This is a genomic window from Candidatus Pristimantibacillus lignocellulolyticus, from assembly GCA_023639215.1.
Taxonomy (GTDB): Bacteria; Bacillota; Bacilli; order Paenibacillales; family Paenibacillaceae; genus Pristimantibacillus; species Pristimantibacillus lignocellulolyticus.
This window is the reverse complement of sequence record CP097899.1, coordinates 2,274,151-2,298,798: the sequence shown is the minus strand read 5'-3', so window position 1 is coordinate 2,298,798 and position 24,648 is coordinate 2,274,151. Positions and strand designations below refer to the sequence as shown.

Below are 24,648 nucleotides of genomic sequence, written 5' to 3'. Positions count from 1 at the left end.
AAATTACCCCCAATAATTATTTTTTATTTATTCAATAATTGCTTAGCTACAGAAACGACATTGCTTGATGAGAATCCGAAATATTCCATAACTTCTGTACCAGGACCTGAAGCTCCGTACGTATCAATGGAGATGATACTACCGTTAGCTCCTGTATAACGCTCCCAGCCTAGAGAGATACCCGCTTCAATAGCTACACGTTTCGTTACCGCAGTAGGTAGAATTGATTCTTTATATTCATCAGATTGAGCATTGAACAACTCTCTGCTTGGCATTGCAACGACACGAACAGATACATTCTCATTTTCTAGATCTGCTTTAGCACTTACTGCAAGTGAAACTTCAGAACCTGTAGCGATTAGAATAACATCAGGCGTTGCATTCGTTTCAGCTAGAACATAAGCACCTTTAGCTACATCTGCAATATTTGCTTTCGTTGCTTCATATACAGGAAGATTTTGACGGCTAAGAATCAAAGCAACCGGACCATCTTGTTGTTGCAGGACATACGCCCAAGCGCTCGCTGTTTCATTCGCATCTGAAGGACGAATTACCGTTAGTCCTGGAATAGTACGAAGTGCTGCTAGTTGCTCGATTGGCTCATGTGTAGGACCATCTTCACCTACTGCAATAGAGTCATGTGTAAATACATAAGTTACAGGCAATTTTTGTAGTGATGCCAAACGAATAGCTGGACGAAGATAGTCGCTGAATACGAAGAACGTACTTACGAATGGTTTTACTCCGCCATGTAATGCCATACCGTTACCTGCTGCGCCCATCGCATGCTCACGAACACCAAAGTACACATTACGACCAACATAAGAATCCACTGCGAAGATTGGCTCACCATTAATATCTGTCATTGTAGAACCAGATAGATCTGCACTACCACCAAAGATGGACGGTACTGATTTGATAAAGTGATTAATCGCTTGACCACTTGCGATACGAGTTGAAATTGCTTTAGAAGAATCAAAAGTAAGGATGTCAGATGCATCAATAGCTACTTTACCGTCAATCACTTGAGCAAGTTCTTGACCAAGCTCTGGATATTTTGCAGTGTAAGTTGCAACTAGTTCATTCCATTGTTGTTCTTTAACAGCACCTTGTTGTTTCAACTGCTCGAAGTGTGCTTTAACTTCTGCTGGTACTGTGAACTCATCATGTTCCCAACCGTATACAGCTTTCGTTGCAATTGCTTCTTCTTTACCTAGTGGATTACCATGAGCTTTGTTCGTACCTTGAACTTTTTTGCTACCATAACCAATAATTGTACGAATTTCGATAATTGTTGGTTGAGTAGTATTAGCTTTCGCTTCTGCAATTGCTGAAGTAATTGCAGCAACGTCGTTACCATCTTCAACTCTCAAGTATTGCCACTGAGCAGATTCTGCTCTCTTTTGCATGTTTTCGCCGAAGGAAAGACCTAGATCTCCATCTAGAGAAATATCATTGGAATCGTATAATACGACTAATTTATCAAGTTTCATATGACCTGCCATAGACATTGCTTCATAAGCAACACCTTCCATTAAGCAACCATCGCCAACAAGTGCATACGTGTAATGATCCACTACTGGGAATTGTTCTTGATTGAACTTAGCAGCTAAGTGAGCTTCAGCCATTGCCATACCAACTGCCATTGCAATACCTTGACCAAGTGGACCAGTTGTAGCATCAACGCCATCTGTATGACCGAATTCTGGGTGACCTGGAGTTTTACTGTTCATTTTACGGAATTGTTTCAAATCATCGATAGATACTTCATAACCAGCTACATGTAATAAGCTGTAAAGTAGTGCTGAACCGTGACCCGCAGAAAGTACGAAACGATCGCGGTTGAACCAATTTGCATGACCAGGATTGTAATTCATTTGATTTGCCCAAAGCGCATACGCCATTGGTGCAGCTCCCATAGGAAGACCTGGGTGACCTGAGTTTGCAGCGTTAATCGCATCAATAGATAAAGTACGAAGTGTGTCGATAGATAATTGATCAATGTTTTGAGTAGACATAATGTTCTCCTTCTGTTGCTTGTATTTTTTGATCAGCTTTGGCATCTAACCACCAGTGATTACCGTCTCTAGCTAATAGCTCATCGGATTCCACTGGACCATTAGAACCTGCTGCATAAAACGTAAGTGGTACAAGATTTTCTTCAAATGCGTTTAGAATTGGTTGAACCCATTTCCAAGACAATTCAACTTCATCCCAGTGAGCAAAGAACGTACCGTCTCCCTGGAATGCATCATGAATGAGATTCTCATAGGCTTCTGGAACATCGTTACTGCTTGAATGGAAATCAATATTAATCGGAATAAATTGTTCTTTGTTCTTCGGATCTCTGGAATTTAGTTGGAATGTAATTCCTTCATTCGGACTAATTTCAAAAATCAACAGATTGGCAACCTGATTGTTTTCAGATGTAGTCGTGCTTTGTTGAAATGCTTCTTTGAATTCAATAATAATACGTGTGAATTTTTCATTCATTCGTTTACCTGTTCTAATATAGAAAGGCACGCCACGCCAGAATGAATTATCGATCTCTAATCTTGCAGCAATGAATGTGTCATTCATCGATGTAGCCGGAATGCCAGCCTCAGAAGTATATCCAACGACCGGTGAACCTGCGATTGAACCTGCTGAATACTGACCACGGATAACATTAGACTTCACATTCTCTTTGTACAGAGGCTCAAGAGACTCCATAATTGTCTTCTTCTTAAAACGTACAACTTCTGAAGTACTGTTCTGCGGCAGATGTAGCGTTAGCATCATTAATATTTGAAGCATATGGTTTTGGAACATATCTCTAATTGCACCAACATGGTCATAATAACCTGCGCGCTCTTCTACGCCAACCGTTTCACTAGCAGTGATTTGGACATTAGAGATGTAGCGATTGGACCATAGTGCTTGAAGTACAGGATTCGTTTGTTGCAAGATTTCAAGCTTTTGGATCATCGGTTTTCCAAGATAATGATCAATGCGATAAATTTCATTTTCTTCAAATGAATCGCTAAGTTGTTGATTCAAATGTTGAGCAGATTGCAAATCATGTCCAAAAGGTTTTTCAATCAACAGACGTTTCCAACCTTTTGTTGTACCAAGTCCACTCTCTTTGATGTTCGCAGCAATTGGTTCAAAAAACTCAGGTCCAACAGAAAGATAGAACATCCGATTAGGCGAACTACCCATATCTTTTTCTTGCTCTTCAATAAGGTGTAGTAGTTTGACATAATCTTCTGTATGTCCAATATCTAGCGAACAATAGCGGAATGCTTGTAAAAAGCTGTTCATGATAACATCGTCACTGGCTTCACGTCTTGAAAAATCACGAATTGATTTCTCTACACTTGCTTGAAATACTTCATCTGAAAATTCTCTTCGACCTAGTCCTACAACAGCGAAAGATTGTGGTAATTTTTGATCGATATATAAATTATATAAGGCAGGGTAGATTTTTCTTTTCGCTAAATCGCCTGTTGCTCCAAACAATACAAACGTTGTTGCTTCCATTATCATCTTTCCTTCCAAACGTTATATATTAGGTGCAGTATCTACTATCTTCTCTCCATTAGTTCTACTATAATACTAATAACACCTATACAAGTAATTAATATATTGGACAGGAGCTATAGACCATGTCTATGACCAATTATGAGCTATATAAAGTTTTCTATTGGGCCGCGAAAACAGGTAGCTTAACTAAGGCAGCAAAATCGCTTTATATTACTCAACCTAGTGTGAGTCATGCGATCAAACAACTTGAAGAGAGTTTTGGAATGACCTTATTTTATCGAAATTCTAAAGGTGTTGCCCTGACACAAGAAGGTCACATCCTTTACTCCTATATTGAACAATCTCAAATTCTAATTACGTTAGCAGAAGAGAAATTAGCTGCACTTAAAAATTTAGAGAGCGGAGAATTACGGATTGGTGGAAGTGATTCTTTGTTCAAACATTATTTGTTGCGATACTTAGAACAATTCCATCAGAATTTCCCTGCTGTTAAACTTCAACTGATTCATGGAACAACGCCAGAAATTATTTCATTTTTGAAGGAAGGTAAAATCGACTTAGGGGTTGTTCGTATGCCAATCGTCGATCCGCAATTGGAATTAAAAGAAGGGATTCAACTTCAAGATTGCTTTGTTGCTGGGGCTCATTATGCAGAGCTTAAAGATGTCGTACTTTCACTAGATAAACTCATCCAATATCCACTCATTTTGTTCTCACGAAATAGCCGAGCACGAATGGCGATTACTGAATTAATGCAAGGATACGGTTATGAACTCAAACCTGCCATTGAAGTAGGTAGTGTTGATTTATTGATTGAGTTTGCTCGTAAAGGACTTGGAATTTCTTATGTAACGAGAGAATTTGTTTCTAAGGAACTAGAAGATGGCTCGCTATTTGAGATTAGATTAGATGTAGAGCTCCCACCATCTCAAGTAGGACTAATGATTATGCGTAATATGCCACTTTCCAGTGCAGCAAGTAGTTTTATTGAACATATTAAATAAGCTAAAATTGGGGCGTATACTAACATTGGTCATGTCAATAAATAAACCCTCCAATTGAAGTGCGCCTACCGCCAGTCAAACATCTAAAGGCTAAGCATACACTTCAATAGCGGAGGGTTTTGTTTATTGTTAACATTCAATTAGTTATTCAGATCGTTAAATATTTCCAGACATTGTTTACAACGGCAATGTAAGACTAATCAATACTACTTTATTATTTTCAAAATAAAGATGGAATTTCAAATAGTCACCGATAAGATAACTCCACTCAGACTCGTTTTCCAAATTCGGTTTGCCGAGTGTTGTCACCACTTCTTCTTTCGAAAGCCCAATCTTAATACCATCCTTTGTTGCTACGCTATCTGATAAAAACAAAACTTCTCGCTCTGAAACTACTGCAATATCTTCGTAATATTGAATACTAGAAACTTTATACGTACCACTATCATAATAGTTAGCTACATTAACATAATTAGAATCGTTCGATAAGTGCTGTTTCCACGCATTGAAATCCATTCCATCAATCGTTAATTGATCAAAATCATATCGAAAGCTTTCATCGACTCTTACTCCACTTTCTGTGGACTCTTCCGCTGCGATAGCATAAATTCGATCAATGTTCGCCAGCTCTGATTCTTGCTTATATTGTCCATACATTAGTTTCGCAACTTCATCAGTAGCGTAGTACAGCAAGTCTCCAAGTTGGAAAGTATTATTGTTAATATCGTACGGAATAGCAACTTTTCTGTCAGTGCTATTAATATGGATCATTACATTATCTGCTGATATCGTTTGATCTTCTGCCTTCGCAACTATTAGATCGAGCCAATACAAGCTCTGTAGAATGACATATTCTCTATTTTTAGGTACAGTATAAGGTTCGTTGCTTCCATACTGTACAGTAATTGACTCAACTTTTTCTGGATCATATGATGGATCATCTTGTAATGTAATAGTTAAATATTGCGGTTCAACTTCAGCAGGTGTCGATGTTTCTTCACTAATAACGGTGTCATTCTGCTCGTTACCATCTTTAGGTACATCTGAGGTTGGTGCTATCGCTTCTACTTCGCCAGTAACTACATTGTCCTTATCGTTTTGAATAACTACCCAAACGATACATCCAACTACAATAATCGAAAGTGAAATCATCCACCAAATCTTTTTGCTTTTAACTACTTGCACAATATCCCTCCTAAACATTTTCATCCATCTTTCCAAATCACTTTGTTGTATAAAAAGTAGCTATGGCAAACTTTTTATATAGTACATAGGTTAGACGAATCAAGTTTTGAATTTGTTCCATAAATTTCATTTATATATAAAATTTGTTTTATTATTATTAAGGAGGTTCATTCGAGGACATGGTGATGCTCACAGCGTTTCTAGCTTGTAATAATGTATTGTATGTTCTAGCTTAATATTGCACAATTGTATGTAACCAGAAATTTCAATTGGAAATGAGGAATTAACGATGAGTACTTCGATGAATGTGTCACTAGTAAGTAATAAAAAAGCTTCTCTAGGTGAAGGGCCTGTATGGAACAGGGCAACAGCTCAACTTTATTGGATTGATATATTAGAACATAACTTGCATATTCATCATCCTAAGCATCCACAGGATGATGAAGTCATAGCTATTCCGCCGTATATCAGTTCTGTTATCCCAAGACAATCAGGCAATATCGTATTAACGCTAAAGGATGGTTTCTATAGCTATGATGTAACAACTAAGGAGTTAACACTTCTTGCAGAAGTTGAGGCCTCATTAATAGATAATCGTTTCAATGATGGTAAATGTGATCCAAAAGGTCGGTATCTAGCAGGAACGATGTCCATGTCTAACCAATTAGCAAAAGGATCACTATATAGTTTGGATCCTGAATATCATGTTACGACGTTACTAACAGATGTAAGTATATCCAATGGACTAGCTTGGTCTGCTGAAGGCGATACGATGTACTTTATTGATACACCAACTAGCAATGTAGTTGCTTTTGATTATGATCTAGAAACAGGACATATAACTAATCAACGAGTTGTCGTTCAAATTCCTGAGCATCTCGGTTTTCCTGATGGGATGACAATCGATGCAGAAGGAATGTTATGGGTAGCACATTGGGGAGGCTGGTGTGTGTCAAGATGGAATCCTATGAATGGTCAGATGATCCAAACAGTTTCTGTTCCGGCTTCCCAAGTCACTTCTTGTACATTTGGCGGAACTGAACTAGACACATTATATATTACTACTGCTCGTGTTGGTCTTAGTGAAGAAGAACTTTTGAAACAGCCTGACGCTGGCGGTCTTTTCAGTATAAAGCTCGGTATTAAAGGTACACCAGCCAATACATTTGCAGGATAAATCATATTCTATTATGAATGGGGTAAATTCACGATGGAACCTATGTGGGATGCAATATTTCAACAGTTGAAAAAAATCTCACCACTCCCTGACGAGGAATTACTAGCTTTCAAAGAATTGTCTGTTCATTCAACTATCACTAAAAACAATCATTTTATTAGAGCAGGTGAATTTTCAGACTCCATCGGTTTTTGCGTAAGCGGATTGTTTCGATTTTACTATACGACACCTGATGGAGATGAATTCAATAAAAGCTTTTGCTCCAACAATGATTTCATTGCTTCGTACAGCTCTTTATTATTGAATATCCCTTCTTATTTCTCCATTCAAGCTTTGATGAATAGTGAGATAATAACGATCCGTTATAAAGACCTTCAGTCATTGTATATAAGGCATGCTTGTTGGGAAAGACTAGGGCGGAAATTAATTGAACAGTTATACATCAAGAAAGAAACACGGGAGCGTGAACTGTTGCTGCTTTCTGCTGAAGCAAGATATTTGCTGTTTCTCGAAGAATACGGACAAATGAAAAAAATCATCCCACAATACCATATTGCTTCTTACCTAGGAATTACCCCTGTCGCATTAAGCAGAATTCGCAGAAAATTAACCTAGGTTAATGAGAAAATCTCCTCCATCCTCTACATTTGAGTGGAGAAGGGGGAGATTTTATTGAAGCTTACAGGTAATACCATATTAATAACTGGTGGCGCCTCTGGCATTGGGCTAGCGTTAACAGAAAAGTTTATTCAGTATGGTAATCATATTATCGTGGTCGGCAGAGATGAACAAAAATTGAACCAGTTAAAAGTACAGCATCCGAGCATCACAACGTATATTTGTAATGTAGGAAATGAAGACGAATTGGATCAACTCATCAAGCAGTTATATGACAATCATCCTGAACTCAATATACTCATTAATAATGCAGGTATACAATTTAACTATTCATTTATCGATGGAAATGATACTTCTCATCAAGTTAATGAGGAAATTGCTATAAATTTGAACGCACCAGTTCTGCTAGTGTCGAAACTACTTCCATTACTTGCTCGTCAGCGAGAATCCGCGATCGTTAACATTACCTCAGGATTAGGTCTAGTTCCGAAAAAATCCGCCCCTGTATACTGCGCAACTAAAGCTGCATTGCATATGTTCACGAAAGCTCTTCGCTACCAACTAGAAAATACGAATATAAAAGTATTTGAGATTATTCCGCCTGTAGTCGATACCAATATGACAAAAGGCAGAGGAAATAATAAAATTTCACCAGATGATCTGTCGACGCAATTTTTTATATTCTTCAAAAGGAATCGATTAGAAGTTCCAATTGGTAAAGTTAAATTACTAATTATTATTAATCGCTTGTTTCCTTCCATTGCAGAGCGAATATTGAAAAATAGTTAGGTAATAAGATTGCAAAACTACGAATATCATTCCACACATGGTTCTCCAAAGAAAATTTATTAGGAGGAAGGTAAAGTGTCAAATACAATGGATAGCTCTAATTATCCCATGGTGAATATTCCGAGTGGAAAAATCGTATTAAGAGACGATAGAACAAAGAGCATATGGACATCAGACATTAAACCATTTTTACTTGCCCCGTATGCTGTTACGATAGAATTATACAATACTATTACTGGAAGATCGCCTATTGAACTAGACAAAGCCCAACATCCAATGGTTAATATTTCATGGAATGATGCCATTGCTTTTTGTAATCTAATGTCACAGGGCGCTGGACTGAAAGAATGCTATTCCATTAGTAATGATGGTGAAACTATTATATGTGATTGGCAATCTAACGGCTATCGCCTACCTTCAGAAGCAGAATGGCAATATGCTTGCAAAGCAGAAACTACAGGATATAGATACGGAGAGCTTGATCGTATTGCGTGGTATAAGGATAATTCAGGAGACCATATCCATGAAGTAGGGACTAAGGAGCCGAATATATGGGGACTGTACGATATGCTAGGCAACGCATGGGAATGGTGCTGGGATGTATATGATGAAAACGTATATGGCACATATCGAATTTTCCGAGGTGGTAGCTGGGCAGAAGAAGCCAGAGGTTGCGGGGCTACATGCCGTCGTCGCAGCCACCCCACTTTTCACATCGATGACCTTGGATTCCGTCTTGCTCGTTCTAATTATGTAACGGAGTAATATGCAAAGTGGATAACTTAGAGATTTATATAGTCATCTAAAAGGAGGAAACCAGTGAAAAAAAATGAAACGAGCTATAACTATAGGTTTATTTTTAGTTTCCATTTTGCTTTCAGGATGTCATACGCATAAATTAAGCAACGCTGAATTTACTAATCTTACACCCGCTATCATTAAAATAGATAATTTAACTTATCTTATGACCGATGAAGTTTTATCTAATAGCGAAGTTGAAGAGCAAATAGGAAAAATCACTAAAATTGTGACGATTGTGTCTTACTCTGAAGACCAAAACCCATATAAAAGTCCCAATAAAATTTTCAAAGTAAAGAATATCAATATAGAAGAGGCAATCGCAATTCAAGTAAATAATAATCTATATAAAGCATATATTGAGTAAGATGAAGTAACTTATATTCGTTCATGGCAAAATGAATGATAAGAAGGATTAAAAAATGAATGAAAGTAATTAAATCCCCACTCAAAGTAACTTGAGTGGGGATCTTGTTCATGCTTATAACTATTACAGCTCACTCAGTTAAATCAGTTTTCATCTCCAATCAATCGATTGCGGCCTGCAGCAACACCAATAATAAGAAGTAACATCGTTACAACTAGTAGCACTATTAGTGGTACATTCCATCCATTCGTCAAATCATGTAAAGCTCCAAATAATATTGGCCCTATCGCCGCTAACAGATATCCTACCGATTGAGCCATACCTGATAATTCAGCTGCATCATGTGCATTAGTCGTTCTTAGTCCAAATAAGGTCATCGCAATACTGAAGGCACATCCTGAACCAATTCCGATACAAATGGCCCATAGTAGAACAAGATCATTTCCAGATAATAGACCTCCAATTCCTACAGAGAAAGACAATGCGGTAATTACGGTAAGTGTGATTTGATTTTTCATACGCCCAGCTATTATAGGGACGATAAAAGTTACAGGTAGTAATGCTAATTGCATTATAGAAAGTGTCCATCCTGCATCATCCGAACTTATCCCCTGTGTTTTGAGTATATCTGGTAGCCAAGAAACGATAACGTAGAACAACATCGATTGTAATCCCATAAATAGAGTCACATACCAAGCTAATGGAGACTTCCACAAACTCGTTCGCTGTTCACTAGTTTTCGCTGTTTTCACCTTAAGTGAAGGGCGCCCGATTTGCGGAATCCAGAAGAGCACAGCAATCAATGCTAATATTCCCCAAAGTCCCAATGCTCCCCTCCAGCTTAATCCAGACTGATTTGCCAGTGGCACACTAATACCTGAGGCAATAGCTCCACTTAGATTCATTGCCACGGAATATATACCGATCATTACGCCGATCCTTAAAGGATATTTTTCTTTAATTAAACTCGGCATTAATACATTACATATAGATATTGCAAGCCCCAAGATCAAAGTACCTACTAACATTGAACCAATATTCCACGCTGAGCGTAAACCAATACCTATAACTAACAATACTAACGCTCCAAACAAAACGTTAGCCATTCCATATTTGCGAGCCATCTTCGGTGCTAACGGAGATAACGAAGCAAACGCAATTAATGGGAGCGTAGTAATTAAGCCAGCTAATGTATTCGAAATATTCAAGTCTTCTCGAATAATTGATATTAAAGGGCCTACCGAAGTTATCGGAGCACGTAGATTCATTGCAATTAGTATAATACCTATAAGTAGTAACCACCCTGTAACCTTTAAGCCCGTATGTGCTGTATTCATCTCATGTCGTTCGGACTTCACTTCTATTTCCTCCATCTCCATTACTTCTAGTATGCAATATGACTATCTTTTCTAACAACAAAATGATAAGACGAGTTCAATGCTAACATATAATAATTTATTTGAACACTCATTATAAAACAGATCGACGGAAACTATATTTACCATTAAAAAAACTTTCATAATTCTTTCGTCATATTCACAGATATGTCATAGAGATGTCATGCATATGGTAATAAAGTACTTTAATCCGCCCTATTCTACATACCTTATCAAATGTTAGAATAGAATTACGAAGTTAAATCTATATAAGGAGCATATTAATTGAAATCACATCCTATTTATTTTTTGCGTATCACAGGTATTCTTGATGGTATTTCATTGTTAGTATTATTAGGTATTGCTATGCCGTTGAAATATATTTGGGGAATAGACCTAGCGGTAACAATTATGGGAAGTATTCATGGTGCAATTTTCATAACCTATGTACTCACTATACTATTTGCTGCAGTACGAGTGAAATGGAGCATACTATGGCCTGTTGTAGCACTAATCGCAGCTTTTATACCTTTCGCAAACTTTGTACTTGATTGGAAACTAAAAAAAGCGCAAGTCAATTATAGTGTTCAACCTTTTAACTATGCGCTAATTGTGTATAGTATTGTGTTTTTTTCTTTCATCGATTTATTCGCTCAACTGCCAGTCATGAGTACATTTGCAACTTCCGTTGGAGCTAGTACTTTTCTTGTAGGCTTTATCGTTGGCTTATACTCATTAACTAACACGTTCGGTAATATTTTATCTGGTGTTATGACTGATAAAGTAGGTCCTTTCAAAGTACTTCTAATGGGTTTGTTATTAACGAGTACTGCATTACTACTTTATCGATTCGTCGATTCACCTGCGTTATTAATCGTTGTTCGAATCATACATGGTTTTGTTGCTGGTCTCATTGTTCCTGCTGCATTTACATTCTCTGCGAATAGTACGATCAATGAGCAACAAGGAAAAAAGGTTGCCTTTACAGGTACTTTTGTCGGACTAGCTGCTATTATAGGTCCAGCTTTCAGCGGAATATTGTCAAGTAAAACATCCGTTCCTTTTGTCTTTACATGTGTCGCCTTGTTTGGATTTTTATTAGTCATACTTGCTGCCATTTTACTTCGAAATCACAAGCTATTGAAAAAAACCAATGACGAGGCAGTTAGTCAATCATTAGTCACACTTCTTAATTCAGGAGTACTCAAAGCATATTTAGGGGCATTTTTCTTAATGTTCTCTCAAGGTGTTATCGCTTATTTACTACCTTTGCATGTCCAATCACTAGGATATGAATCAAGTTTAAGTGGCACATTAATGAGTACTTTTGGTATCGTTGCCGTGCTAATTTTTGTACTTCCTACTAACCGTATTTTCGATCGGATTGCTCCATCAAAAACGATGGCTTTGGGAATTGGTTTAATGGGAGTAAGTCAGCTACTTATTAGCCAATCAACGACGAATTTAGTACTCCATATCGTATTAGGTTTGTATGGAATAGGCTTTGCCCTCTTGTTCCCATCCATTAATACGATGTTAATTAAAGCTACTCCAGCAGAATTACGAGGAAAAGCTTATGGTTATTTTTACGCTGCGTTCTCTTTAGGAGTTGTTGTAGGTTCGTCCGTTTTAGGTTGGCTGCCAATAACTATCACTGAAGGATTTATATTTACCGGTATCATTCTGTTGCTATTTGCCACTTATGTCATCGTAAACAAGCGTAGAGATCTAGCATTAAATCACTAACGACTTAGATTAGAGTCGAGAAGCTCCAAGTATTATTAATAGAGTCAAAATAATTAAAACAGGGGATATCCCTTATCATCAATCTAATGATGGTAAGAGACATCCCCTTAAATTTATTAATACTTCACTCAATTGTAATTGAAATTAGGCATTAACTTCCGTCAAGTCAATTTCACTCGCTTCTAAGGATAGTTACTTATTTGCTTGAGCTTGGAACATATATTCTGAGAAATCGGCAATAGTTGGATTATTACCATAGTGTCCGCCCTCGACTTGAATCGTCTGACCAGTAATAAATTTAGATTCATCAGAAGCTAGGAACAATACTGTGTAGCCAATGTCATCTGCTTCTCCATGATAAGGTAGCGCATTAAACTTCGCGAAAATTTCTAATACTGCTGGCGGCATATTTTTCTCTGCTGCTGGCGTTAAGATTAGACCAGGAGCTACGCCATTACAACGGATTTTATGTTTACCATATTGAGCTGCGATATATTTTGTTAGATTGACCACAGCACCTTTGGAAGCACCATATGCTGTACGAGTTATATCTCCAGCAAATCCAGCCATTGATGCTGTATTAATGATAGAACCGCCACCTGCTTTGATCATATGAGGAAGAGCGAAACGGCTACCAAGTAGTACACTCTTAAGGTTCACATCCATTAGATGATCCCATTCTTCCAGATCCATATTGATTACGTCTAAATCTTTACGCAAGTTCGTTAATCCAACGTTATTATGAAGTACATTAATTGTTCCGTATGTTGCAACCGTAAACTCTACGGCTTCTTTTATGGACTCCTCTTTACCTGCATCTAGAAAAACTCCAGAAGCTTCAAAGCCCTGACTTTTAAGACTCGTTGCTGCTTCTACTGCTGCATCAACATTGAAATCTGCAATAACTACTTTAGCACCTTCTTGGGCTAGTAGTGTAGCTGCAGACAATCCAATTCCTGAAGCTCCACCTGTTATTAATGCTACTTTACCCTTAACTCTTCCCATTATGAAAATCTCCTTTGATGTCCGAATGAATTTTGAGAAAGCAAGATGTCCGTATTATGTACTACGGAATTATAAGCTATGCTAACTTCGAATTTAGTACAACGAGAAATTATATACCATATCGCTATAAATTTAAAGTTTTTAACACATAATAACGAATGCTTTTACTTATGTGCTGAAATAAAATTACATTCGTTACCTTTGTATAGCCAGGTAAACGCTATAATTGTCGAAATGAGGAATACAACATGTCGCATCAAAAAAAGAAAATTCATTACGCTTGGTGGGTATTGCTAGGAGTAGCTCTCATAGTAGGTTTAGCCAAAGGTGGGATTATGACTGCCGGAGGATTGTTTCTAACACCCGTTACACAAGATTTAGGTATTGGGATGGGAAGCTTAACACTTTACTTTAGTATTTCATCGATAGTGACGATGGTTTTCCTACCTATCGCTGGTAAATTGATGAGTAAATATAACATTCGGCTAGTGTTAATTATCGGTATTATTCTACAGGCTGGATCATTTGCTATGTTTGGTCTTATGAATTCGGTATGGGGTTGGTATTTGTTCTGTATACCAATGTCGATCGGCTCTGTCTTTGTCGCTCAAATGGCAGGCCCTATACTAATCAATAACTGGTTCAAAAAACATAATGGTTTAGCCATGGGGATTATGGTTGCATCTGGTGGCTTGTTCGGAGCGATTCTTCAGCCTATGGCAGGTAACTTAATCGCAAGTAATGGTTGGAGATATACTTACATCTTTTTAGGTGTACTTGTTATGGCAATTGTGATTCCAACAGTACTACTAACGATTAGGATGGCACCACAACAAAAAGGACTTCAACCTCTTGGTATTGCTGAAGAAAAAAACAATGATGAAAAGAATAATAAGCAAGTAGAAGCTAAAGGAGTTAAAGCATCTGTTGCACTAAAATCCTCGGCATTTTACGCTTTACTCATCTTCTTCTTCTTTGTTACTTCTATAGGGAGCTTTGGTCAATTTGTAGCACCTTTTGCGATGAATTTGGGTTATAACATTTCCTTTGCAGGTTCTGCTATGGGGGGGTGGCAAATCGGTACGTTAATCGGAGCTTTAACATTCGGAATATTGACCGATAAGATTGGCGCAAAAAACACCGCGATTTTTGCAATGATCTTAGGTTTAGTTCCTGTTATGATGCTTTTAACGGTAGCAACTAAACCCATAGTGTTTAATATTGCTATTGCTATCTTTGGCTTCATCGTTGCATCCATCGGGACGTTAGGACCTTTGCTAACTACTGCTTTATTCGGAAATAAAGAATATGGCCAAATCTACTCGACTGCAGTTATCGGTTTAGCCATTGCAGGTATGGTCGCGTTACCTGCTTACGGATATATTGCACAGCTAACTGGTAGCTATACAGCAATCTTATATGCCGTTGCTATTATGATGATTATCAATGTGATCGCCGTCATCTTCGCCTTCAAAGGTAAAAAGAAACTGGAAGCGGCTGGCTTGTGGAATTAAAGTTAGCGACTTTAATTAGTATGCAAATCAATCAAATAGCCGGAGCTAATATGCTTGCTCAGCTATTTGTTGATTAACAATATAAATTATTTATAGTGTGACATGAACACATGAACTATGAAATCAACAGATAATAATCATGGAGAGATGTTGCTTGAATGTAATGTAAAACTTTTAGCAATATTTAAAGCAACTTGTTCATCAACATCTTGTGCGTTGAAGTATAGATGATATGCCTTATTTTTATCCTCAATGATAAAGTAAAAATGTAGTGTTTCTGTTACTGTTGTATCACCAGATGCTGCAGGAGGTGTCTGTTGCAATCTCTCCTGTATAACTTTCGTAAAAAATCCCTCTAATGAATGAGACTCAATTACTTCTGTATGATTTGCTCGCAACTGAGATAGAGGCTGATCTGGGTAATATGGAGTTACATCAAGTCCACCTACGACCTTGCCATTCTCTTCAAAAGACATAGAAGATTGAGGTTGTGATAGAATCGACCAATGTTCAGGAGTGGATACTACATACTGATCTAGCTGTTTACTTTCTGATATCTCACCATCGACCACCCCAACATTTGCTCCTAATACGACAGCACTGCTTATAACAACTAGAAATATAAGTATTGAAATGAACATGAACAATCTAGGCTTCTTTTTATAAGCCATTATCGCAAACAATCGTTCCTTTAAATGCTTTTTCTCTTCGCACATTGTTACCTGTAGAGCTCCAACAGCATACTTTTGCTCTGCAACAACATCAATTAACGTATCGCCATAGTTTTGTTTTTGCTCTGCATTTAGGTTCTTTATTACAGCCTCATCGCATGACATTTCACAAGCTCGATTAATTGCTTTTTTGATGATATACATAAGTGGGTTGAACCAGTGGATGGATGTAATGATCATTATTAGCCATTTCATAGCGAGATCATATCTTCTTAGGTGGGTAAGTTCATGGAGTAAAATATTTTCAAGTTGCTGTTTGCTAAATTTATAATCCGGTATAATAATTTGAGGTCTTATTACTCCAATCAATAGTGGAGTTGTTGTAAAGCGATTTCTTACAAGCTTGACGTTTGTTTTTCCTTTAGTTAACGTAGCTAACAATTTATTCTCATCATCTGAAGCTAATATATTTCTTTGCTTGAGCTGTTTAGAAAATTTAGCATATCCCATTATATTTATTGCAAGGGCAAAGATCATACCTAATAGCCAAATATAAAAAATAGATTCAATAACTAGATTCGTAAAGTATCGACTATGGTCAATATCATTGTTATAGACACCGTTAGCTACATTACCCTGAGGATTAGAGATAAATAATGAACTTAATATACTAACGCTATTACTATCAACTTGTTGAACAGTACCTTGAGTATTTATCATTTCAGTAGTTTTATCACTATACATCAACTGATTAATAATACTTCCTTCAAATGAAAATGGGATGATTAACCGAAGCAATACTACAAACCATATGTAATACTGTAGAGTCTTGGATAATCTGTGCTTAATAAATGGCTTTATTACAAATACCAATACAGCAAGAATACTACCCGATAAGGAAAGTGATAGAATAAGTTTAATTATCTCGTTCATTTCTACCACCTACCTTAAACATAGATCTTAGCTCCTCAATATCCCTCTCATTAAGCTTCTTGCTACCTAAAAGAGAGGCTACAAGATTTTTAGCACTACCTGCAAATAAACGGTCAATTAAGCTCTGAGTATTATATTCGTTATACTCTGCCTCACTTATTAATGACCTATAATAAAACACTTCCTTTTGCGTCGCTAAAACTACCCCTTTTTCACAAAGTCTACGAAGTAATGTTTTAATCGTAGAGCTATCCCATGAACTTGTCTGCTCAAGCTTTTTTCTAATCTCAGCAATAGGAAGTTCACCATCCGCTTCCCATATAACACGTAATATTTCAGCCTCAGAATCCGTTATTTTAGCTACTAATTTGTTCAGTTTTATCACTCCTCAAAGGTTACACTTGTAACTCCAATTATAGTTTACACTTGTAACTCCTGATTGTAAAGTGATGGTTATTTATTTCTCTTCTAACCATGACTATTCAGCTGCTATATGCCATAAGTAGATTGAAGCCACTGAACCGAACGGAGAATACGTTTCTCGGTATTGTTCAAACTGCTCTTTCGTAATCGTTTGAAGACCATATAATTTCATCATGCCACGTCGAATGGCAATATCACCCCAACTTACGATGTTTGGCCGTTTCATTGAATTCATCAGTATCATTTCAGCCGTCCATTGCCCAACTCCATTGAATTTCATTAGCAATGTAATCACTTCTTTATCTGATAAATGATGAAGCTCCTCCAAATGAATTATATCTTGAGACACAGCATATGAAATATCTTTAATGTAGATTGCCTTCTTCATCGTCATGCCAAATTTTTGAATATCGTCAACATGTTGCAGTGCAATGTTGTGAGCAGTGATTTCCCCAAAACGAGACTGCATTCTTTCCCAAATGGTGTTGACTGCCTTGACAGAAATAAGCTGACCTACAATAGCGTGGACAAGTGCAGCAAACAAATCTGGGATAATAACACGCTCGATTCTACCGATCCTCGTCATTGCTTGTCCCAATACTTCATCTACTTCACTTAAGTAATCTATTTCTACTTGTCCATACTCAAACATTTGAGTTTCAACGGTCTTCATAATTTCTCCTCCAATCTCAGCAAGCTTATTCTTAGCGAATATGAATTATAATTTCATGGTTCATATTACTACTATACAACAGCACCTATCACTTTATAGAAGTATCCGGTCATAATAGCAACATAATGAAATAATATATTTTTAGATTCATCTTAAAGGATTATGATGCATAGAAAAACAAATAAATGCCTCGCAAGTAGCGAAGCATTTATTATACTTATTGTTATTTCTTAACAACAGGAATCCATACTTCACAATACTCTCTACCACTCTCAGCTGTACCGTATACTTCAAACTGAGGACCATGAACTTGCTCATAGCTCGCTACCGGGAACCATTCACTAAATATCCGCTTCCACAACAATTGAACCTGCTCTGTCGTTTGATCTTTCGTATATTCGACTGTAGTGAAGATTACCCATGTTAGTGCAGGAATTTCAACAGTAGTGTATCCTTCTGGTGCGCCTCCTATTGGATTATTAGCATAAAGCATATAAGGGAATGTCATCCCACCAGTTTCACGATAACACATGACTGCATTAACAGGTGAAATCCCGGTGCTTGAAATAGGTTGATCTAACTCATTGATAATCCGGTCAATTGTTCCTTCAGCAAAGGCCTTAGTCCATATCTCAGGGATCTGCCTTAGATTCTCTCCATTTTCAGTAGTAACAATGGATTCAACACCAAAAATAGAAAAAGCTTCTTTTTCAACAATTTTATAATTCATCTTTTAAACTCCCTTAATTAAAATTTCAAATTATTCGCCAAGTGCTTCTAACTTCTGTAACGCTCTTCTTTTACGATATAACATTTTAGCAGCTTCTGCGACGTCGTTCAGCATTCCTTTGTTTATGAAAGCACCGAACAACACTCCGGCAACTGGTATGAGTTGAAATAATTTTTTCCAACCGAAGTTATCACGATAAAGAGCAATAACTTCTTGCCAACCTTGTAATTGTGATATCATTTGCTGATTACGTTCCCCATTACCAAAACCCTCAAGATCTTCAAGAATAGCTTTTTTGCCTACGATGTCAGAAGAAGCGAACTGCATAACTTTAACTGCAAATATCCGTTCTTCCTTCTGTTTTGGATCAAAGCCGTAGCTAATCGCGATTTCTTGAATAATTTTTAATGAAAGACCCAATATAGCAGGGATATCAACCGCTAAAGTAAGAAACCCTCCAATTCCAGTTGTTGCGCCTTGTATCATGGCCATAGAAGAACGGCTCGTCGATAGTTGGTCAGCTGTCTTATTCATAACTGCCATTGGTAAAGTGGCACATTGATCTAGCGTTAGAGGTTCCGTACGATTAATTGATTCGACTTCACTTTTTTCAGATTGCATAGCAGTTATTGCATTTTGTTGAACTTGTTCTAGTATACTTTTCTCCGAGATTAGATATTTCCCACCATTTTGCACATATCCACCTATTTCTTCAACTGCTTGTCCAAGCTTCTGCTGAATAAATTTGGGTGTTACTTTATCTAGTAGCATAAAGGGCAGTCTGCCTAGCTTTTCCCAAAACCATAAATCTTTCTGATCTTGCTCCCATGCTTGGACTTCTTGTATCTCTATCTCAAGCTGCTGCTTCGTATCCGTCGATATCATTATTCTGCCTCCTCATATTGCTCTGTTATACGTTGTCCGAAGGAATATGGATGCAAAGGAAACCTAATTTGGGCACCTAATATTAAAGGCTAAAATATGGGTAATTGATCCATGTTTTAGCCTTTAATATTATTTTCATTTCTATAATTCTGCAATATAGCTCATCTGTCTTATAACCTTAATCTGAAGTATTTCAGGTAAGGATCATTTATTATCCCATTTGTTTCGAAATTTTTGCGATGCTCCCGTCATAATAGGCTTACCATGACCAAAACAAGCGATCTCGAAATCTAAATTTGCTAACTTTTTTAGACTTTGTTTAGCCGTAATTATATCTTCATGCCCTATACTCCAACCAAGTCTCGGCATATTTGATGCTGCATCAGCGACAAACATAATTCCCCCAAGCTGCGGTAATGAAAAAGCAAGTTGCCCTAGACTATGGCCTGGAATCTCAATTACGTTTATTCCTCCTGCAACATCGATGCTCTCTCCTCCATTAAGTTTCACATCAACCGGAACTGCTTCAATTGGATGGTCAGTGACAAACAGCTTAAATAATAGCTTGTTCATAATCCCTGGAGAAGGTGTCATTGCTCTTTGCTTCAAACCTTCCTCTACAATTGGAGCTTCAAACTTGCTAGCATAAATTTTCACTTGTGGAGCTTCCCGCTTCAATACTGCGACGCTTCCGGCATGATCACCATGACAATGCGTAAGTAGAATCGCCTTCAAATCTGATAGTTGATGACCAATGGAGTTTATAGCTTCTTTTATTTTTGACGCACTTCCTGGAGCACCAGTATCGATCAGTACTATCTGCTTATCTTTCGGATCTTTCAACAAATAGGCATTTACATTTCCTAACGGCAATAAATATATATCTTTCACGATTTCATGAATTTTTATTTTCTTTCAACTCCCCTTTTAATGAAATATTAATCGGTTTGTATATCTTGCTTTCGTACCGCTTCGATTGTAATAATGTCACTTCCACGAGAAGGTTCCCTTTGGAAAACGTAATCAGCAGAATATGTTATATCCGTAAAGCCGTTACTTTCTAGAATTAATTTCATTTCCTCAATTCCATACCAACGCAATGCCATCCGTTGTAACTCGCTTTGGATTAATTTACCTTGTCGCCATTTCTCGTATCTAAGATAAGATACAGTACATTGATTTATCCAGTCTATTTCAACAGATTTGTTTTCCATCGTAATCCCATCGCCATTAGGTAGCGAAAAAGTGGAAGTAGTAATCTCTCCCGTTTTCCATCCATGAGGATAGACTAGATCAATAATTAGTTTACCTCCTGGAACAAGGTGCTTATAGAAAGATTTCAATGTACTCTGCGAATCTTCAAGCTTCTCGATCAAACAAAAAGAGCCCGACGGAACAATAATCGCATCATAAGTAACCGGTAACGAAAAATCTTGTAATTGACCTTCATATAAGTTAGCAGTTAATCCTCTCTCTTCAAAACGTGCTCTACAGGAATCCAACATCTCTGGCGAATAATCGATGCCATCCACTGTAAGTCCAGCTTCAAGAAGTGGAATGATACAACGCCCAGAGCCAACTCCAGCTTCAAGAATACGCCCCTGACATGTTTTTAAGCGATCTTGATAATACTCAATATCTCCAGCTAATGAATACCCAACCGGTTTTGTGAGATCATAGACTTCAGTACAAAGTGAACTGTAATAACTAAACATAATTCTACCTCCATTTTCAATTAACTATTCGAACAGATGTCGATTTTCATACACGTTGACATTACAGATGGATTCAAATCCTGACTTCTTATAAATATTGATCCCGTCAGTTGAAGCCTGAAGTACGCAATGGCTGGTATTTAGCTTCTGGGCTTCTGTAATTAGAAAATTAAACATTGCTGAACCAAAACCTTTTCCTCTGAATTCTTGTCGTGTTGCAATATCATAGATACCTACACTGTTGTTATTGATTAGTAGAGATCCTGTTGAAACCACTTCATTTCGAAAAACACCAATATATAATTTTATCTCTGTATGATGAAGTGAAGGTAACTCAGTTAAATATTTATAGTAGGCACGGACTTGAGTCGCTTCTTCAGAATCACCAAATAATGATGCTAGTACTTCCGCGTATTGTTCGATTTCCTTAGAGGAGGAAACCTCGGTCATAATATACTCTTCCAGATAATTAATACTTGGAAGTAATGTATGTAAATTTGCATACATAGCGATATTAGTTTCTGCTTTTTTTAGACCTATATCTTGTAGATATTCAACAGTATTGTCAATACCGTCTTCCCATGACCACAGAGCCATTGGCAATTTCTTCTGAGTAAAGTAGTGAACCGCTTCTTGGATAATGGTTGATTTAGATTGTTGCGCAATTTGCTTAAGCAATACAATGTTATTGAATGTATCTGAAGGCAGTCCACTATCCACTCTAATATAGTCCTGAGTTTCACTTACGTTGATTTTGTCTGTATACTTTCCTAACAAAGTAACTTTATGTATAAAGTTATCTCTAATTATATTAGATAGACTTGATAGCATATGATCACCCTCAATTATTTTCATCAAAAATTAGATTTTATGACACTCTTAATTACTTTACATATTTTTCCTTAATTTTAACACAAACATGTCTTTACTATCAAATATCTATCACACTTGAAAAGTATTCATATAAAAATAAAACGATCAATGACTGCTGAAAATTCAGCAGTCATTGATCGTAGAGAGTTAATCATTCCCTTTGCTTCGTGAGTTGATCTCAGATTAGCATTATAGGAATAGAATCATAGACAATATGAACATAAACACTACACCAGCAATCATCGGAACCGAAGTTCTTTTCACGATTGCTATAGGATCTGCTTTAACTGTTCCAGCAACAATTAGAATAACAGCTGCTACAGGAGAAACAGCGCGGAATAGATTTCCTGATAGACCAAGTGGAACAGAAATTGCGATAGGACTTATTCCAGCTGCTTCAGCCAATGGAACGATTAGCGGTACCATTGCAAAAATTAGTGCTGTACCACTTCCGCTTAATATTACAATAAGAGCGGTTAAACCAACTAATATAAGAGGGAGAATAAAGTCTAGCCCATTACCTTGCATTTGTTGCATTGAAGCTTGAAGTTGATCTACTAAACCAATCGATTTTAAGCCAGTTACGAACACAGATGCAGCAACTAACAAGGCTACAATTGGAATAGCTCCGCCCATTCCTTTAAAGAATGCTTCAGTCTTCTCTAAAACGCTCTTATTCCCTTTATGTCTAATCAATTCACATACAATAGCAAGTACCAATGATACTAATGTAGCAACCTCAACACTAATATCTATTGTAGTACCTGTAGTAAGTTGAACCGCATAAGCACCTAATAAAAGAATAATCGGAAATACTGGTAGAAGTGCGTACACCGTTTTGTAAAGTAAACCACCGTTAACTTCAACTGTTTCATGTACTTCAACTTTATCATTATCATTTCCAGCTATTCCACGTAGATTATCTTTTTTATCCATTCGCTTCTGCCAGAAGTAATGAACGAATGCTATAAAGATAATTGTAGGAATTGATACAAGTGCGTGATAATTAAATACATAGTCTGTTACGTTCATTCCAGCGAATAAGGAATGTTTAGCTAATTCCTCAGCTATCGCCACATTATCGCTACCTAATGGAGTTGGAACGATCGTTGCTGATGTAGCGATTACCGCAGCAGCTGTTAGTGCAGTCATCCCTGCTTTTCTTAAAATTGGATATAGAGTAGCCAATAAAATAATTGCAAGATTTGAAGCACTAGGAATTACAAGAGACAATGCATTTCCTAATAAAAACACGATTGGAACTAAAACATAAACAGATTTGATTTTTGCAATTGGTTTTGTTAAAGCATTAACCGTTACATCATTTGCACCAATTGATGACATATAAGCTGTGTAACCACCCAATATAAGGACGATAAAACCAGCTGCTCCAAATGTTTGCTTAAACTGTGTAACAATAACCTGGAGCGGATCTAACCATAACGATCCTGTGGATACAAAATCTTTTACCGCTATTTCTTTCCCCATACCAACACTTATTAATATGAGTATAATACCCATTAGAAATAGTGTAATTTTAATGTCCATTTTTTTGATAAGCATATAAATGACTATTAATACTGCGATAATAGCAGACGCATACATTACTATATTGGAATTCATAATTGAATTTCCTCCCCAATTCTTATGAATACAGCCTAATTACATTTACTCAAGCTTTCCATGAACCATTGTTTAAACATTTGTGGATCAATATCAACACAAACCTTGGCATTGTTAGGCTTTTTCAAATAGCCTTTCAAGTCTACAACAGTACATCCCATAGTCATGGAACCGCTTAACTCGACATCGACATAAGTATCTACAACTTGGAACATTTCTGGTTGCAGCAGATAAGCAATCGCAGTACTATCGTACATTTTCAATCCGGTTTTCAGGCTGCCACCTCTATATTTTTGAAACAATTGATAAATCATGTTTCCTGTTTTATTCATTTCTTTCAATTTCGCACTATCTTCTGGATACACTAAAGCTTTCAATCCAACATCCAGACCTACCATAACAATTGGTAGATTACTTTGGAATACCATTTTTGCTGCTTCTGGATCTGCAGCAATGTTGAATTCTGACATAACTCCAAAATTACCTCGCGTTGTGGAGCCTCCCATTAGTACAATCTCTGCGATATTTGTTTTCACATCTGGATACATAGATAACAAGAGAGCAATATTAGTAAGAGGACCTATTGGAACGATAGTGATTGGTTCTTCACTTGCCATAATTACGCGATACATGGCATTTACTGCATTCTCTTTCAATACAAGATCCTCAGTTGGCTCTTCAAAATCATAACCATCCATTCCAGTAGAACCATGTATATCACTTGCATCAATAGCTTCTTTAATAAGAGGTCTATCCGCTCCTAAGGCAACCGGTATATTTTTATTGAAAAACTTCAGTAATCTAAGTGCATTAGTTGTAACCTTATCAAGTCCAACGTTTCCGGCAATAGTCGTTATTAAGCGAACATCTAATTTGTCGCTATAAAGTGCTATCGCCAGTGCAACTGCATCATCAATTCCTGGATCTGTGTCAATAATAATAGGTCTTTTTGTCATGTTTCTCTTCCTCCTTGTAATGTAAACGTATGAAATTTCATATAAACTAATCAGATATAGTT

23 protein-coding genes are annotated in these 24,648 nt (G+C 37.1%); 8 read left to right on the top strand and 15 right to left on the bottom strand.

The window, feature by feature from the left end:
* Nucleotides 1-23 precede the first annotated feature (23 nt).
* Both tkt and zwf read right to left on the bottom strand, forming a co-directional pair.
* Nucleotides 24-2,018, bottom strand: coding sequence for a transketolase (tkt, locus tag NAG76_09740; protein ID URN96471.1), 1,995 nt, complete (start codon nucleotides 2,016-2,018; stop codon nucleotides 24-26).
* Nucleotides 1,999-3,522, bottom strand: a complete 1,524-nt coding sequence (zwf, locus tag NAG76_09735) for a glucose-6-phosphate dehydrogenase (GenBank protein URN96470.1) — start codon at nucleotides 3,520-3,522, stop codon at nucleotides 1,999-2,001. The genes tkt and zwf overlap by 20 nt, the downstream gene beginning before the upstream one ends.
* A 131-nt stretch (nucleotides 3,523-3,653) precedes the next feature.
* Here zwf and NAG76_09730 point away from each other — a divergent pair, with 131 nt between their 5' ends.
* Nucleotides 3,654-4,529, top strand: a complete 876-nt coding sequence (locus NAG76_09730) for a LysR family transcriptional regulator (protein ID URN96809.1) — start codon at nucleotides 3,654-3,656, stop codon at nucleotides 4,527-4,529.
* 177 nt (nucleotides 4,530-4,706) lie between these two features.
* On the opposite strand, the gene NAG76_09725 is transcribed toward NAG76_09730, so the two are convergent.
* Nucleotides 4,707-5,714 (bottom strand): hypothetical protein, encoded by a 1,008-nt coding sequence (locus NAG76_09725; protein URN96469.1) that lies wholly within the window; start codon nucleotides 5,712-5,714, stop codon nucleotides 4,707-4,709.
* A gap of 289 nt (nucleotides 5,715-6,003) precedes the next feature.
* Between NAG76_09725 and NAG76_09720 the strand changes: the two genes are divergently transcribed.
* From NAG76_09720 to NAG76_09700, 5 genes are all read left to right on the top strand, one after another.
* The gene (locus tag NAG76_09720) at nucleotides 6,004-6,891 is read left to right on the top strand and encodes an SMP-30/gluconolactonase/LRE family protein (protein ID URN96468.1); all 888 of its coding nucleotides are present in this window, start codon (nucleotides 6,004-6,006) and stop codon (nucleotides 6,889-6,891) included.
* A gap of 33 nt (nucleotides 6,892-6,924) precedes the next feature.
* Entirely contained in the window at nucleotides 6,925-7,506 is a 582-nt protein-coding gene (locus tag NAG76_09715; GenBank protein ID URN96467.1) for a Crp/Fnr family transcriptional regulator, read from the top strand.
* 57 nt (nucleotides 7,507-7,563) lie between these two features.
* On the top strand, nucleotides 7,564-8,298 hold the full coding sequence (locus NAG76_09710; GenBank protein ID URN96466.1) for an SDR family NAD(P)-dependent oxidoreductase: 735 nt from the start codon (nucleotides 7,564-7,566) through the stop codon (nucleotides 8,296-8,298).
* A gap of 87 nt (nucleotides 8,299-8,385) precedes the next feature.
* Complete coding sequence (locus tag NAG76_09705; GenBank protein URN96808.1) at nucleotides 8,386-9,063, top strand: formylglycine-generating enzyme family protein; 678 nt, start codon at nucleotides 8,386-8,388, stop codon at nucleotides 9,061-9,063.
* Between the two features lie 64 nt (nucleotides 9,064-9,127).
* Nucleotides 9,128-9,463 carry a hypothetical protein gene (locus tag NAG76_09700; GenBank protein ID URN96465.1) on the top strand — a complete coding sequence of 112 codons (336 nt, stop codon included), beginning with the start codon at nucleotides 9,128-9,130 and terminating at the stop codon, nucleotides 9,461-9,463.
* A 143-nt stretch (nucleotides 9,464-9,606) separates the two neighbouring features.
* Here NAG76_09700 and NAG76_09695 read toward each other — a convergent pair whose 3' ends face one another.
* A complete protein-coding gene (locus NAG76_09695) occupies nucleotides 9,607-10,800 on the bottom strand; it encodes an MFS transporter (GenBank protein ID URN96807.1) in 1,194 nt (397 codons plus the stop codon).
* 324 nt (nucleotides 10,801-11,124) lie between these two features.
* Here NAG76_09695 and NAG76_09690 point away from each other — a divergent pair, with 324 nt between their 5' ends.
* Entirely contained in the window at nucleotides 11,125-12,585 is a 1,461-nt protein-coding gene (locus NAG76_09690) for an MFS transporter (GenBank protein ID URN96464.1), read from the top strand.
* Nucleotides 12,586-12,777: 192 nt separating this feature from the next.
* Here NAG76_09690 and NAG76_09685 read toward each other — a convergent pair whose 3' ends face one another.
* The gene (locus NAG76_09685; protein ID URN96463.1) at nucleotides 12,778-13,590 is read right to left on the bottom strand and encodes an SDR family oxidoreductase; all 813 of its coding nucleotides are present in this window, start codon (nucleotides 13,588-13,590) and stop codon (nucleotides 12,778-12,780) included.
* 248 nt (nucleotides 13,591-13,838) lie between these two features.
* Between NAG76_09685 and NAG76_09680 the strand changes: the two genes are divergently transcribed.
* Complete coding sequence (locus NAG76_09680) at nucleotides 13,839-15,104, top strand: MFS transporter (protein ID URN96462.1); 1,266 nt, start codon at nucleotides 13,839-13,841, stop codon at nucleotides 15,102-15,104.
* Between the two features lie 137 nt (nucleotides 15,105-15,241).
* Here NAG76_09680 and NAG76_09675 read toward each other — a convergent pair whose 3' ends face one another.
* From NAG76_09675 to rihC, 10 genes are all read right to left on the bottom strand, one after another.
* Nucleotides 15,242-16,708 carry a M56 family metallopeptidase gene (locus tag NAG76_09675; protein URN96461.1) on the bottom strand — a complete coding sequence of 489 codons (1,467 nt, stop codon included), beginning with the start codon at nucleotides 16,706-16,708 and terminating at the stop codon, nucleotides 15,242-15,244.
* Nucleotides 16,692-17,093 carry a BlaI/MecI/CopY family transcriptional regulator gene (locus tag NAG76_09670; GenBank protein ID URN96460.1) on the bottom strand — a complete coding sequence of 134 codons (402 nt, stop codon included), beginning with the start codon at nucleotides 17,091-17,093 and terminating at the stop codon, nucleotides 16,692-16,694. Before NAG76_09670 ends, NAG76_09675 begins: the two co-directional genes overlap by 17 nt.
* Nucleotides 17,094-17,186: 93 nt before the next feature.
* The gene (locus tag NAG76_09665) at nucleotides 17,187-17,804 is read right to left on the bottom strand and encodes a DNA-3-methyladenine glycosylase 2 family protein (protein URN96459.1); all 618 of its coding nucleotides are present in this window, start codon (nucleotides 17,802-17,804) and stop codon (nucleotides 17,187-17,189) included.
* Between the two features lie 223 nt (nucleotides 17,805-18,027).
* On the bottom strand, nucleotides 18,028-18,534 hold the full coding sequence (locus NAG76_09660) for a GyrI-like domain-containing protein (protein URN96458.1): 507 nt from the start codon (nucleotides 18,532-18,534) through the stop codon (nucleotides 18,028-18,030).
* A 30-nt stretch (nucleotides 18,535-18,564) separates the two neighbouring features.
* The gene (locus NAG76_09655) at nucleotides 18,565-19,419 is read right to left on the bottom strand and encodes an EcsC family protein (protein URN96457.1); all 855 of its coding nucleotides are present in this window, start codon (nucleotides 19,417-19,419) and stop codon (nucleotides 18,565-18,567) included.
* A gap of 204 nt (nucleotides 19,420-19,623) precedes the next feature.
* Nucleotides 19,624-20,292 carry an MBL fold metallo-hydrolase gene (locus NAG76_09650; GenBank protein URN96456.1) on the bottom strand — a complete coding sequence of 223 codons (669 nt, stop codon included), beginning with the start codon at nucleotides 20,290-20,292 and terminating at the stop codon, nucleotides 19,624-19,626.
* A 65-nt stretch (nucleotides 20,293-20,357) separates the two neighbouring features.
* Nucleotides 20,358-21,134, bottom strand: coding sequence for a class I SAM-dependent methyltransferase (locus NAG76_09645; GenBank protein ID URN96455.1), 777 nt, complete (start codon nucleotides 21,132-21,134; stop codon nucleotides 20,358-20,360).
* A gap of 24 nt (nucleotides 21,135-21,158) precedes the next feature.
* On the bottom strand, nucleotides 21,159-21,965 hold the full coding sequence (locus NAG76_09640) for a GNAT family N-acetyltransferase (GenBank protein ID URN96454.1): 807 nt from the start codon (nucleotides 21,963-21,965) through the stop codon (nucleotides 21,159-21,161).
* Between the two features lie 231 nt (nucleotides 21,966-22,196).
* Nucleotides 22,197-23,630: a C4-dicarboxylate transporter DcuC gene (dcuC, locus tag NAG76_09635; GenBank protein ID URN96453.1), complete on the bottom strand. Its 1,434-nt coding sequence runs from the start codon at nucleotides 23,628-23,630 to the stop codon at nucleotides 22,197-22,199.
* Nucleotides 23,631-23,665: 35 nt separating this feature from the next.
* A complete protein-coding gene (rihC, locus tag NAG76_09630; GenBank protein URN96452.1) occupies nucleotides 23,666-24,586 on the bottom strand; it encodes a ribonucleoside hydrolase RihC in 921 nt (306 codons plus the stop codon).
* Nucleotides 24,587-24,648: the final 62 nt, after the last annotated feature.